The sequence below is a fragment of the Glutamicibacter sp. 363 genome (genome assembly GCF_052379505.1).
In the GTDB taxonomy this organism is placed as follows: domain Bacteria; phylum Actinomycetota; class Actinomycetes; order Actinomycetales; family Micrococcaceae; genus Glutamicibacter.
On record NZ_JBQSYR010000021.1, the window covers coordinates 64,334 to 77,691 of the forward strand.

Consider the following 13,358-nt stretch of genomic DNA (forward strand, 5'->3'; position numbering starts at 1 on the left):
TTGAGCACATCGGCTGTCGTGAAGCGTCTCGCCCAAGCATTGGACCGCTTCCCCAGGCCCGCAGTACTGGAACCACGCGCATACGAGGCAGCCAACCCGCTTAGTGGCCTGTGAGGCGCTCCGGAGCGCCGCCTGCGAGCACGTGCTGGTATGCGCGGATACTCGGCGGCGAGAGGGCCGCACAGACCCTCTGAACCCTGAAACCTGTCTATCCACGTATGGCCTAACGTTTTGTCATGCGAACCACTTGGGCATAACATCAGGTCAGCGATGGTTAGTCAGTCGGTGTAGTGAGTTCGGAATGATCAGATCTCCGCGATTTGGACTGCAACGCTCCTCGCTCACACTGATTCAGCCGACAAACCACGGTGGTTCAATTCTCAGCCCCGCTAGAGCAGTGTTTTTAATCGAAAGTAGTTTTTGTGAAGAAGAAAAGTGCAAGTGACAATCCTGCCACCCTTGTACGGATGAATGCATTTCAGCAGTTCTCAGCTGGCAGGAAGCTGCGCAGAATTCCGCAACTGCTCTTGGGGCTGGCCGGCTATGGCGCTTCAGTAATGCTCCTTGTGCAGTCCGGACTAGGCGCAGCAAGCTGGAATGTCTTAGCTGAAGGAGTAGCAAATATGTTCAGCATCTCGTTCGGGTGGGCAACCAATATCATTGCGGTACTGGTGTTGCTTGCTTGGATACCAATCAAGGAGCTTCCGGGGCTGGGAACTTTCCTGAACGTCTTCATCGTTGGATTCGCTGCCGACGCAATGGGTCTCGTACTTCCCGTTCCGGATAATCTCACCATGCAGATCGTCTACTTCGCGACCGGCATCATCCTCTACAGTTTCTTCGACGCCCTCTATCTTGGCGCGCAGTTTGGATCCGGCCCTCGAGACGGACTGATGACGGGCTTGATGCGCATTTCGGGTCAGCCGGTCTGGAAGGTCAGAACGGCTATCGAAATCACTGTTGCGGTTGCAGGGTGGTTCATGGGCGGCATGGTTGGCGTTGGCACCGTCGTGATTGCTCTCTGCGTCGGTCCGCTGATCGGCTTTTTCCTCCCACGCGTGACCGTCAGAATCCGCCCGGATCTCTCGCAGGCCGTGTGGTTCAAAGGACTGGCGCCTTACCTCTCAGAGAACGCGCGGAAGACTTTCCAACAGACCTCTAACATCAACATCACGGCAACGAAAGTGGCGAAGGTTCAAGAACCGGTTCAAGGTTCCTCGCCGGCCATCGCCACCGTGAGCGTGCAGACAAACGCTGACTCGTTGAAATTTCTGCTCAGCCGCGCAGACGGACAGTGGATTGTCGAGAAAATTACGAGCGATCCTTCGTGAAGCGCCCTGGAATCCTCGGTGTCTTGGGCTTGATTACTGTGCTGATCTTCGGGCTGGTCTTTGGCGGAATTATTATCCTCGGTGACAGCCCCCGCAGCGAGGCCGACATTGAAACTGACTGTTCACCAGAGGGGGCTGTGCCGAAAGAAGTCAACGTCAAAAACCTGCCCACCACCGACGTTGGATCCTACAACAAACAGCAACTGACCAACGCTGCGATCATCATCAACGAAGCAAAAACAGCGGGAGTCAAACAGCAAGGCGCGATCATTGGCCTGATGACCGCCATCCAAGAAAGCTCCCTGAAAATACTCGCCAACGACGGGTCCTGGGAGTACCAGGAAGGCTCCCGCATCATGACGAAACCCGAATGGGCACAGGCACGTCAAACTGTGGTGAAGTCCCTGGATCTTCCTCATGAAGGAGTCGGGCACGCGTGGGATGCGCTAAGTCTCATGCAGCAACGGCCGAGTGCAGGATGGGGCACCGTTGAGCAGATCATGGACCCTTCCTATGCAGCCGGCACGTTTTTCAGCCGTCTGAAGAAGGTGCCCGACTGGGAATCGCTGCCTTACGAGCTGGCCGCGGAAAAAGTCCAAGTGTCGGGACTGCCTGATAATTATGCGCGCCAGCGTGCCGACGCGGAACTGCTCTACGCCGCGCTGCAAGGTGCCACCGTGGAAGTCTCTGAAGACGACGAATCCTACGCGCAATGCAAGGACGGAGGCGACACCAGAAAACCAGACTCGGGCGACCCCTATGATGGGCCCACCAGCGATTCCGGATGGGTCTTCCCCGTGGAGAACATTTCAAGAATCCAATACAACTATGGTGAAAATCGGGGTCAATGGCCGCACGCAGGTGAAGACTTCAGCTCACCGAAAGACACGCCGATCTATGCTGCAGCCGATGGCCAGGTTATCCGGGCTAGCTGCTCCAACCTGGTGGTTGGCCGATCCCCATGCCAGATTCAGATCGACCACGGACAAATCGGTGGGCAACTGGTCAGCACACTCTACGTGCATATGTTCGAAAATGGTGTGCTCGCCAACGTCGGAGACGAAATGGAAGCAGGGGAGCGCATTGGCAAAGTCGGAACCAATGGCAACTCCACCGGGTATCACCTCCACTTTGAGGTGTGGCTCGGCAAGAAAATTATAAATCCCGTGGCATTCCTTAAAGAACAAAGTGTGAAAATCCCTGCCTAAGGATTGACAGAAAGCATAGAAGGGTCAGTATCCAGGACTATTTTACTACTGATGACGCCAAGGTTGGAGATCGTGGCTTTGGTTTCCTATGGGTGGTCTAATAATTTCTCAAACCATGTACAGCATCTCGTTTTTATATACAACCCTTGATTTAAATGTTGTAGATGCTAGCGTGACTGCCAGGGAATCTTCAGAAAAAGGAAAGGGTATTCCCAAAACGACAAATTATCGAAGGTGGTCAAGGATGCATTGGGCACTCCCAAAAAGAGTTAGAACAGCACTAGTGGCTGCAGTTCTAACGGCATTAGTCGCCACGGTTCTGGTAGCAATTGCCACTGGATCCGCTCAGGCGGCTCAATACACATACGCAAACGACACCCTGATATCGAAATTACAAACTCGAAGCAGTGGGTATAGAGCATCAATAAACGGTGCCGTAGTGAACTTGCAGCCTTTTAGCGCGGACGGAGCATCAGCTTCTGTGTCGCAAGAAACCTACCGACCTGCTCCATATGAGCTAATAAGTTTTACCACCGCAGCATCCATCAATCAGATCTTCACAAGAGCATATGACGTGCATCAGAGGTGCTTCTGGAATTTCCCTCACAGGCCCGGAGATATTGGGCAACTGAGGATAACTTGCAAAGTGAAGTACTAAGTTAGGAGAGAGCAATGCGAAGGATAGAAGCATTTTCTGCGTTGGGAGTCATGGCTCTAGCCCTTGTCGCAGTAGCAGCGCCAGTGTCAGCAGCGGACCAGTCGTACATGGCGGTCCAAGATCTAGTCCCAGCGTTGGCGGAGCCGCAGGCTGAATTAGACAGAGGTTTGCCCCTTGATGTGTTGGATGAGTTAGGAGGTTTGAATCCTGATTCGACACGGTTCCTCGGTGAAGACGATAAAGCGAGCTATTGGGTAGCGCAGGACGAACCATCCAATGTGTGTCTTGTGATCCACACCAGCTGGTCAACATCCTCTTCATGCGCGGATTTTCCGAGGTTCCATAGATCAGGCATAGGCATGGCAACTGGGCAATCGTATGAAGTTCCCGAGGACATCATTGAAGCGTACTTACTCCCATCGGATATTAGTCCTGAGCAAATTGCCGAGACCGGAGCCTATCGCGATGTGAAGTTGTCTAGTCAGGCGACCAAAAAACTAGAAAGTGACCTGCTTGTTGTCGATACAGCAGCAAGTGACAAATTGTCCGGCGAGACAATCGAACGTTCATCCGGTGAGAGTTTCCAGTTCACTCCACTCGAGTATGGTCCTAGCAGTGAGGGCAAATGATGCCGATCGAATTGTCAGCTAAGCGGTGGTTGGCCATAATTGTAGTCGCCATCATGGCCTTTGTGGCAGTGTCGATTTCTGTAACTTCCGCCCATGCGGCTTCTTTCCAATACGCAAAGAACATTAGTACACCAGAAAACGTTCGAAGGCATTCTGGTCCCAGGGCAGTGGTGTATGGCGGGAGTTCCACGGTTCAGCTAGGCATCGGAACGCACACGATCAAGACTTACTACTCCCATCCTGGCTATCGTGTAGTTAGCGCCAATACTTCCGAGGCAGGGCTGATAAACAACATCGTTCATGTTGCGAAAGAAAACGCGTCAAGTGAGTGCTACTGGTCATTTCATGGAATCGGTGGAGACGCGAAGCTTGATTGCTGGGTGAAATGAGATCAGGACGCCTAGGAATAAAGGGAGTGATCTGATGTTGATTAAAAATTACGCCAAGACTGTGAAATTTGTTGTTTCAGGTGTGGCGATAGCGTTGATTTATGTCCTCACTCTTGGGGTGTTGACCGCTCAAGCAATAGGGTTGCGCGGAGGGGCGGTTCTAAACCTAAATAATGAACTTGTAGGTGTGCAAGATCCAAGTGTTCCGTACTTACAGATAGTTGCTGTAATGGGGGTTGGGCTGCTTGCGGCTTATGCTGTTTGGTACGCGCCTCGGCGTCTGCCGACGAGCAATCAGCTTGCCTTGACCATAGGTTTCTTTTCCACAAGCGTGGCCCTTGTCGTGTACAGCTATGCGTTTATTGAACGAGGCAACCCGATGCAAAGCATAGCTACTGGAGAACTTGAGGGATGGGAAGGGTGGTTGCTAAAGGCCAGTAATGAGTCTTCCCTTCATCTTGTGCTGGCACTGGCTTTCTGCCTTGGCGTATATCAGGTGATTGGAACGTTGCGAGGAAGTGCGAGAAGCAGTAGTGAAAGTGGCACAGGGGGCTCCTAGCCCTCTCCCGTATGAGATTATCGTTCCGAGGGATCAGATTGCTAGGCTCAAGCGGTGGAAAAATACGCCAGATTCATCAGCAACATTGCTTCACCGCCTGCACTAGTCACTCTCGTACTCCTGAGCACTCCTCTAAGACATGCCCACGTCGCGTGGCCACCAACCTTGGTGGCCACGCTCTTCGTCGGACTGATTCCCTGGGCGGCGCTGATCTGGATGAGACTGCGCGGACAGGTCACCGACGTGCACGTCACCCAACGCCAGCAACGTTGGCCGATCCTGCTGATCACCCTGATATCAATCCTTGGCGGAATCGCCGTGCTGCTGGCGGTTTCGGCGCCAGGCCAGATCATTGCCGAAGTGCTTTTCATGCTTGCCGGATTGGTCATCGTCGGGATCGTGAACCTCGCTTGGAAGCTTTCCATCCACGCGGCGCTGGCCACCTTCGCAGCCCTGCACTGTCTGCTGGCCTTGCCTGCAGGAGCGCAGATCGCGGTAGTGATTATCGCTCTGGTGGGATGGGCGAGAATCCGCAGCGGCCATCACACTCCCACACAAGTCATGGCGGGAACTCTCATCGGCGTTCTGGTGAGTTTAGGAGACCTTTTGGTGGTGTAAACGAGGGGAGAAGGGGACTTTATGGCGGTGCAGCGTGGTGGAGATCCAACCCAATGTCACACCTGCCAACACGAACAGCATCGCCGGATAGACAATCAAATCAGTGAGCCAGTCCAGCTGCCGGTTCGATAGCTCCACCAAATGTCCCATAGGCGAGATCACGCCGAAGGCAAAGCCGATCGCCATCAGCTTTTTTGAGTAATAAGGAACCCGGTACACCGAGCCCACGGTTGCCTGCACAAGCGGTCTGACCAGCATTGCCGAGACCATCGCGGGATAAATGTAGAGGGACAGCTTATAGAGCACGACCTCAGACTCTTTTTCCCTGAAGTCGGGGTCTGAGGAAGATCGGTACGGAAATTCACGCTAACGACATCCCGGTGTCGATCCTGGCGTGGATAGGGCTCGCGAAAAAGCGAAATGCCCGACGCAAAGCTTTCGCAGTGTGGGGCAACGGATGAGAGCCGCACGTCATCTTTCGGTGGTGGCAGGAAGAGGTCACGGAGTGATTGTGCCGGTTTTCTTGCGTTGGTCGCGTTCAACGGCCCGGTAGATGGTGGATCGGCTGATGGAGAATAGTTCTGCCATTTCGGTCATGGTGTGTTTGCCGGCATCGTGCAGTTCGAGGAGGTGTGTTTCTTGTTTCACGGTGAGTTTTGGCTGTTTTCCCCGGAGTCGGCCGTTGGCCTTGGCAACCTTCATTCCTTCGCGGGTGCGCATGCTGATGAGGTCGGCTTCGAACTCAGCGATCATCGCCAGGACGTTGAACAGCAGTTTGCCCATTGGGTCGGTGGGGTCGTGGACGGAACCACCGATGCTGAGTCTAATTTCGCGTCTGGCGAGGTCGTCGGCTATCTCGTGGGCGTCTCGGACGGACCGGGCCAGGCGGTCGAGTTTGGTAACGACGAAGGTATCTCCGGCCCGGCAGGCGGCGAGGGCTTCGTGAAGTCCTGCGCGATTCTTGTTCCTGCCGGTAAAGCCATGATCAACATAGACGCGTTCGGGTTCAACGCCGAGGGATGCCAGGGCATCACGCTGGGCGGTGAGGTCTTGCTCCTCCGTGGACACGCGTGCGTAACCGACCATGATCTTAGACATGTAGATCAGTGTGTCACATAGGGATCCTTCACCGGACAGTTCACCGTACACCCTATACGGACACTTCATAGGTCACCATTAGCAAAGCAGCAGGTCAGCGGTTGGCGTGTCCGGTGGAGGACCGGCTATCGGAACACTGCAATTCAATTATGCGGTCAGACCCCTTGCGGGACGACGCCACTGATTGCGCAGCCAAACAGAGGGCTCTACCTGGTCCTGCTACGGGACAGCCTTTGACTTGATTCCGTCGGCAAGCTGAAGTCCAATTGCTATCTGGCTCCACTCGCCCTTAGCGTACGATTTTTTCCGTTTTCTGCGGCGACCCGGATTCAACTTGGCTGCCTGGAACAAAGTTACGGGCGCACCGCGAATCCTCGGAGGATGAGGTCATTGCTGAACTCGTCAACTAGGCCCGGAAGGACTGTTCGAGAAACTTCGCGTCCGGTGTCACGGTCATAGGCAATGATGCGGTAGTCGGAACCGTCGTTGTTGTCCACCAACTGGACAACCTCAGAGGGAGTGAAGACTGCTTGGGATGAGGATGCTTGACTGGTGTGCCCCTCCACATTGAACTTATGGGTCGTTTCGCCTGTTTTCAGATCTGTGGTAAATATTGCATTTCCTGCCCCGTACCATTCAATGGCACCCTTGCGGATGGAAGCCGAGCCCAGTTGCGGTAGACCTGTTCCATCATCACGCATGAGGGGTTCATCGTTCGAAACATTTGTGAGAGGCACTTCTGTGTACTTACCGGTGCGTGTGTCCCAGGCCGATAAAACAGGCTTGGGCTGATCACCTATCGATTGGGAGCTGGCATCGGAAAGGTAATATACACTTCCGTCTACACAGGGTGCATCGGGAACCACTGCGCCTTCAGTGGCTAAGTTACTTGAACCAAGAACGTGCTCGGACCCGTTCTTGGTCCCAGTCAATTGGGCGAACATCATGGGTTCTTTTTCAAGCTCCCCAGGAGGAGTGTATCGTCCTGTCGTGCGGCTGGCGCCATAGATCATGTCACCGCATTGGGAAGTGATGAAGTAGTTGCCCTCGGCTTCATGCAACGTCGATTTTCCGTCTGAGGAGATCACAACCTGACTCGCGTATCCATTTTCTATGAAGCCGTCGTTGTAGACTCCAATCGATGAACCGTTATCGGTTGAAAACATTCCATTCTGACTGTCCGTTTTGGGGCTCGGAGAAATTTCGAGTCCAGAATCATCGATCTTGTAGTCATTGTTCATGTCGCTGAAGAACAACGCCTTCTCGTTCCAAGCGAACAGCCCGTTGTCCATACCATCTGTCTCAACCAGCTGGTAGGAGCCATCTTGCTCAAAGAGCAGGACTTTTCCTTGGGACCCTTTCTCCGCGTCCAAGTCAGTGCTTGGCGGGCTGAGGTATACCGCATACTTGGTTTGCCCCAGATCCTGCAGATTGGATTCCGCAGGGGCACGCGTTTCTACACCCCCTGTGCAGCCAGACAAAGCCAGGGCAAGCAGGGTTCCCAATGTGATTGCCACGGGGCGGGTTCGAGTCATGTTGCGTTTCTTCCGATCAGCTGCAGTGGGTCGGCGGCAGATTTCTTGTCAGCCGACCCACTACATTATTGGTGGTGTTGGGTTAGAAGGTTTTGTATGTTGTCGTCCGGCTCGATTTCTTGATGTCGTACGGATAGACTCCGAGCCCTCCGTTTCCATCTAAGTCAATGCTTTTGTTTACTAATTTGAACGCCGCCCATACGAGCTGTGAACAGTTCATGTCTCTGCCAGTGGCAGATTTATTGACAGCAAAATTCATGTTGTAGTTCTTGCCTGTCAATCCCTTTGCGCGGTTGGCAGCGTTGGTCTTCACTGACGCAATGTGGTTTACCTGCTGTTTGACCGCGCCTTTGCTCACTTTGTAATTGAGGGAGCTTGTTGACCTGCTCTTCTTGTTTCTTCCGGGGGCTTCGACGAGGACTGTCTTCGAAATAAAAATACCGGTGTGGCCATGATTGATAATGCCATAACCGGCAGGCATCACGAATACGTCGCCGCCTTGTTTTGCGGACCCCAAGTTGTAGATCCTACCCCCGCCGGCATTTGCTGGCGCAGCGCCCTGGGTTAGCGATGAGCTCTTACTCGCAACAGGGGCGGCAGCCGCAACCGATTGACGATTTTCAGCAAGTGCCTTATTGGTAGCTTGGCTCAGGGTCAAGCCATTTTCCTTGGCATATGTCGTGAGAGATGACTTGAGCTCGGAGATGGGCAAGCCGGGGCTCATAGCGGCGAGCTCCTGGATGGCTTTGGATTCAGTTGCGGCGGAAACTGGGATCGCGGAAGTTACGAGCAGCAATCCTGACAACGCCAGGCCGGCAATGGCTAAACGCTTTTTCATGAATGCACCTTTCGTGCAAGGAGACGATGGGTTGGCACTGGTTGTGCGCCCAATGCACAGAATAATTCATGTTTTCGATTAACTTCTCCCGACGTTCTGAAAATGCGGAAAAATTTGCTTTACCTAGGGAACTTAATCATTGCCATATGGATTTAAGAGTGAAATGTTATCCGGTATTTGTTACGATTCGAGGTTTGAAGATTGATCGGCGGGTTTCTTGGATACAACGCTATGCGAGTCTCGAAGTGTTGGACTCGGAGCCGTTCGCTTTGTTGTACGAGACGCCGGGGGGTGCCCCTATGTTAAAAGTCAAGCAATTTTCTGCTCCGGAGCGTCATAAAGGGAACCATCGCGGATCATCGCAAACAGTACTGTCAGTCGACGGAGAGCATTCCGAATCTTGCAAGTCCTTCTGCGGTTGTGGTGTCGATGCCCTACTCGAGGACACGTAATCCCACATCACGCTCGCTTAGGGCCGCACCGAGGATCACCAGGTGGAGCACCGAGCGTCCGAGCCTGTCCATTCGGGTGATGACCAGCTGGTCTTGGCACCGCTGGCATGGTCGAATGGTTGTGCGTCGGTGTAACCCTCCACCGTATGTCTTCACTGCCGGAACGTTCGCTTCCTCCAGAACGGGTCTCTCTTTATAGCTGTTTGAGCCCGTCCCGTAAGACGTTCCTCTTGCGGACCTCCTTACGGTACGGTCCAAAATGTCAATCCGGACAGACCCCTAACGGGACTGGCTCTGATTTTGTAGTCAAAAGAAGTGATTTACCTGATTACCCGAACGGTTCCGCAATCGACGATAAAACCACCGATATCAAGGCCTTGGCAGGCCGCCGGCCACGCTTCCTAACCTGCCTGAATTAGGTCTATAGCTTCCTGAGCGCTGTGGTCTGGCGAGAAGTCAATCTGTACCCGGCCATTATCTATTGCTTGCATTACCGTGACGACAGCTTGTACTTCTCCGCCGATCTTCAGGAGCAGACGTTCCGAACTTCCAGTTTGGGCGGCCTTTTCCGTGAGGGCACGGAAGACCTTTGTGCCATCTTTGGTGAACGTCACGTCCACGGTATTCGGACTCTGATCACCGGCGGCTGAAACGTTTTTGACTCCGACTCGTTCGAAATCAGAGGGGAGTACAACATTCTCGCCCTTGACCAAAACACACTTCGGGTCCGACCCCGCAACACACGTTTCTGATACTGCTGCTTCGACCGCCGCGCCGGTGTCCGAAGGTGTTTGGTTCCCATCAGCATTGGGAGAACACGCACTTAGCGCCAACATGGTTAATACAGCCAGAGCGAGCCGCGGTGTTAGAGGATTCATGACGAGCCTTTCTCGGAAACGTTAGATGAATGTCGAAACAACATCTTTATCCAACATTAGGAGAAAAGTCAGGCGTTCACCAGTGTCCAGTAGTCACGAACTCATATGGCGTCATTTGAATGCTAGCCAGTGGGTCCGTTTAGGGTTCGGCTCACGGGACAGCACTAACTGCCAAGTAGCGGGTGCAAACACGTTATTGCTGGTCACGCAAATGTGTCCAGCGCCTGCCGGTAACTGTCGCTGTTATTGCGCGTTGCGAAGTTCATAAGCAAGGTGTTCTCACCAAGTTTTTGCGTGAACTCACCCGTACAAGGAATAGTAATGATCTTGCGAAGGCCGGCGCGCCAAGCCGGGATTAGGTTTGGGAGATCGCGCCGTTCTGGACTTTCTTCGGCTCTCACCGGCGAGGTAGCAAGATAAGCGTTCCATCCCCGTTGAGACCATGTGCGGTAAGAGTCGTTGTCGAAGGCGCTGTCTCCGAATTCTTCGCGCCAGCCTGGTCTTTCGATACCTGTATGGATAGCAGCCTGCCATATGCGTGGCCAGGCAGATTCCCATTCGGCTTGAGTAGAGGTGCTGATCATGGCATCTCGTAGGGGTGTTGGGGTATCTGACAGTAGCGGTGGGAGATTGTCGCCATGAGGTGTCAGCTCGTAAGCTTCCCGTAACCAGAGCAACTCTAGGAGCAAGCTAGGTCGATCTTCGACAGTGATTATCATGTCGCGTGGCCACGGATTCTTATGTGTCGGTTTGCTCGAGCGCATGCGTCCCCCTGTTCTAGGTCTGTCTTATCCTCGTCGAGAATGGTTCCCAAAGCAACGGTTGGATCAAATGCAGATCGCCCCGATTCGAACCCGCGCTTGATGTCCCGTAGAGCGTTCCCCTCGCGGGCCGGTAGATGTCAGCGCTGTATTGCTTCGTTCAGGCTTCCCGGTCCTCGTCGGGGTTCCTGAAAGGTCGAAGTTGCGTGCCGGTGGAGTCCGCGGCGAAAGAGTAGCGACCCAGCATGTTGATGTGTTCCGAGACCAGCGGCGACAGTCGTTGTACGTCCTCGTCGGCAACGGGGACGCCGCGGTCGCGGAGTTCGGTGAGCGCGGCGTCCAGGTAGCGGGTGTTCCACAAGATGACCGCGTTCAGCACCAGACCGAGTGAGCCAAGTTGGTCTTCCTGGCCCTCCCGGTAGGACTGGCGTATCTGGCCTCTCCTGCCATGAAAGACGAGTCTGGCCAGCGCATGTCTGGATTCCTGCACAGTCAACTGGGTGTGGATTTGCCGACGATAACCCTCGTCGGCATCGATGAAGTCCAGCAGATGCTCGGTCTTGGCTATTCTGCCGTACTCCGCCAACGCCTTTCCGAGCAGAGTTGGTGTCCCACCGCCCTGGGTGACCCGCAGGATTTCCGAGGCGCGCACCGTCCCGGCGGTCAAGGACCCGGCAAGGCGAAGCATGTCCGGCCAGTTCGCCGTAATGAGCTCCATGTTGATTCGGTTGCGGCCGGCCACCGCGTTCAGCTTCCCATAGTCCGCCGTGGCGTCGACGCGCCAGAACCGTTGGTCCGGTAACCCTGCCAGGCGGGGTGAGAACCGGTATCCGAGCAGGGTGAAGAGCCCGAAAACCTGGTCCGAGTAGGAGGCCGTATCGGTGGCGACCATTTCGGGGCGTTGGCCGCCATCAAGATCGAGCAGCCCATCCAAAATATGCAGGGAATCGCGGACCGTTCCCGGGACCACGACGGCACCCAGCCCGGAGACCTGGTCGTTGAGATAGTTCAGCCAAGTCAATCCACGACCGTGGCCAAAGTACCGGGGATTTGCCCCGGAATTGACGGTGGCCACCGGCACCACGAACCGCATTCCGTCGACTGACGCCAACAAGCCTGTGCCCCAGCGTTGCGCGAGTCCCAGACCGGACTGGGCCTGGATTAGACGGGCGTTGGCCGCGCGAAGCGTATCGGCGCGTACATAGTTTTGATCTACGTGCGTCAGGCGTCCCCGAGTCAGTGCGGGGTGGCCTTCCTTGACCACCGGTGTCAGGCCGACGTTGCATGCCTCGGCAACCAGGATGGCGGCGACCGAAACGCTGAGCTGGCCCATCCTTGCGGAGGCCTCCGAGACGTGGCTGAATTCCGAGAGGAACCCCGTCCAGGAATGCACTTCCAGCAGCACATCGGGCAGGTCCACCCGCGGCAGCATCCCGGAGACCAACCTCCGCAACTGCGTCAGTGACTCCGGTATCGTCTTGGCCTCCAAAGGTGAGAGGTGGACTTTGCCGGAATCATCAATGCGTATCGCGGGATTGTCGGCCAGTTGCTCGGCCGCCGCAAGATAACGGGCATCAAGGCGGTGGCGAACATCGGCCAGGTGGTCCGCTGGCTCTTCCGGCAGCTGGAGCGCCCTCAAGGTCTCAGTCTTGGTTTTCTGCCACGCCGGATCGGTGAGCAACCGCGCCCGGGGATCTCCCCAGCGACGCCCACCCACCACGAAAATGTCCCTACGCCGCAGCGCCTTATGGACGGCCTCCATCACCGCCACCGTATAGGCCTTGCGGTCGATCTCCTCCGCAACCGTGACAAGACGCTGCCAAGCCGGCGAGAGCACGGACAGATCAACCTCGGCCGGGTCCTTTTTGCGGCCGTCCAGAACTTCCGGCAGCGCCGTCAGCGCCGCCAACGTTGGCGTCCCGCCCGCGGTGGCCCCGAAGGGTGCCGCCGCGGCCAACGCCGGCAGGAACGAGCGCACGGTGGCGAACCGGCGCATCATCTCGGTTGCAGTGTCCGCCCCGGTTCCGTCGGGATTCACCACTTCGTTCACCACCTCCAGCGCGGCGCGTATCTCGGGCAAGGAAACCTGATCGGCCAGCACCGAGGCGGCCTCTGCGCCGGAATACTCCGTGTTGTCCAACACCTCGACCAGTGTTTTCGCGGCCTTCGCCAATTGCAGTGAGGCCTTGGACAAGCGTGGCAGGGATTTCAACCGGGCGGCACTGGATTCCCTGGCTGCCTTGCGAAGAACGCGTTCGGTGACAATGGCGTCCAAGGCATCACACAAATCATCGGCAACTTCTGACGTCAAGGCGCGCACGGCACAGAGCAGTGTCGCACCCCGCCGCTGGTCTGATAGTTCTCGAAGCGATGAGGTCTTGCCCGCCAACCCGTAGCGGGCTAG

At 55.3% G+C, this 13,358-nt stretch carries 13 protein-coding genes; 5 read left to right on the forward strand and 8 right to left on the reverse strand.

The annotated features are described in order from the left end of the window. The first annotated feature begins 422 nt into the window (after window positions 1–422). From yczE to ACT3UA_RS13600, 5 genes are all read left to right on the forward strand, one after another. Window positions 423–1,331 (forward strand): membrane protein YczE, encoded by a 909-nt coding sequence (yczE, locus tag ACT3UA_RS13580; protein ID WP_217990348.1) that lies wholly within the window; start codon window positions 423–425, stop codon window positions 1,329–1,331. 23 nt (window positions 1,332–1,354) lie between these two features. After that, on the forward strand, window positions 1,355–2,539 hold the full coding sequence (locus tag ACT3UA_RS13585) for a M23 family metallopeptidase (protein WP_444616963.1): 1,185 nt from the start codon (window positions 1,355–1,357) through the stop codon (window positions 2,537–2,539). 672 nt (window positions 2,540–3,211) lie between these two features. Then, on the forward strand, window positions 3,212–3,826 hold the full coding sequence (locus tag ACT3UA_RS13590; protein WP_096284493.1) for a hypothetical protein: 615 nt from the start codon (window positions 3,212–3,214) through the stop codon (window positions 3,824–3,826). Between the two features lie 423 nt (window positions 3,827–4,249). After that, complete coding sequence (locus tag ACT3UA_RS13595; RefSeq protein ID WP_096284495.1) at window positions 4,250–4,774, forward strand: hypothetical protein; 525 nt, start codon at window positions 4,250–4,252, stop codon at window positions 4,772–4,774. 54 nt (window positions 4,775–4,828) lie between these two features. Further along, window positions 4,829–5,392, forward strand: coding sequence for a phosphatase PAP2 family protein (locus tag ACT3UA_RS13600; RefSeq protein ID WP_141393495.1), 564 nt, complete (start codon window positions 4,829–4,831; stop codon window positions 5,390–5,392). Here ACT3UA_RS13600 and ACT3UA_RS13605 read toward each other — a convergent pair. From ACT3UA_RS13605 to ACT3UA_RS13640, 8 genes are all read right to left on the reverse strand, one after another. Beyond that, the gene (locus ACT3UA_RS13605; RefSeq protein WP_096284499.1) at window positions 5,369–5,698 is read right to left on the reverse strand and encodes a hypothetical protein; all 330 of its coding nucleotides are present in this window, start codon (window positions 5,696–5,698) and stop codon (window positions 5,369–5,371) included. The genes ACT3UA_RS13600 and ACT3UA_RS13605 overlap by 24 nt on opposite strands. A 192-nt stretch (window positions 5,699–5,890) precedes the next feature. Continuing rightward, window positions 5,891–6,490, reverse strand: a complete 600-nt coding sequence (locus ACT3UA_RS13610) for a recombinase family protein (RefSeq protein ID WP_096253684.1) — start codon at window positions 6,488–6,490, stop codon at window positions 5,891–5,893. 353 nt (window positions 6,491–6,843) lie between these two features. Further along, window positions 6,844–8,007, reverse strand: coding sequence for a hypothetical protein (locus ACT3UA_RS13615; protein WP_346059057.1), 1,164 nt, complete (start codon window positions 8,005–8,007; stop codon window positions 6,844–6,846). 100 nt (window positions 8,008–8,107) lie between these two features. Then, window positions 8,108–8,863 (reverse strand): hypothetical protein, encoded by a 756-nt coding sequence (locus tag ACT3UA_RS13620; protein ID WP_096283071.1) that lies wholly within the window; start codon window positions 8,861–8,863, stop codon window positions 8,108–8,110. A gap of 434 nt (window positions 8,864–9,297) precedes the next feature. Beyond that, the gene (locus tag ACT3UA_RS13625) at window positions 9,298–9,471 is read right to left on the reverse strand and encodes a recombinase family protein (protein WP_343252099.1); all 174 of its coding nucleotides are present in this window, start codon (window positions 9,469–9,471) and stop codon (window positions 9,298–9,300) included. A gap of 245 nt (window positions 9,472–9,716) precedes the next feature. Next, complete coding sequence (locus ACT3UA_RS13630) at window positions 9,717–10,193, reverse strand: hypothetical protein (protein WP_141393430.1); 477 nt, start codon at window positions 10,191–10,193, stop codon at window positions 9,717–9,719. Window positions 10,194–10,396: 203 nt separating this feature from the next. Continuing rightward, window positions 10,397–10,777: a hypothetical protein gene (locus tag ACT3UA_RS13635; protein WP_141393431.1), complete on the reverse strand. Its 381-nt coding sequence runs from the start codon at window positions 10,775–10,777 to the stop codon at window positions 10,397–10,399. A 337-nt stretch (window positions 10,778–11,114) separates the two neighbouring features. Continuing rightward, window positions 11,115–13,358, reverse strand: a 2,244-nt coding sequence (locus ACT3UA_RS13640) for a Tn3 family transposase (RefSeq protein ID WP_444616968.1), incomplete at its 5' end; no start/stop codon positions are given.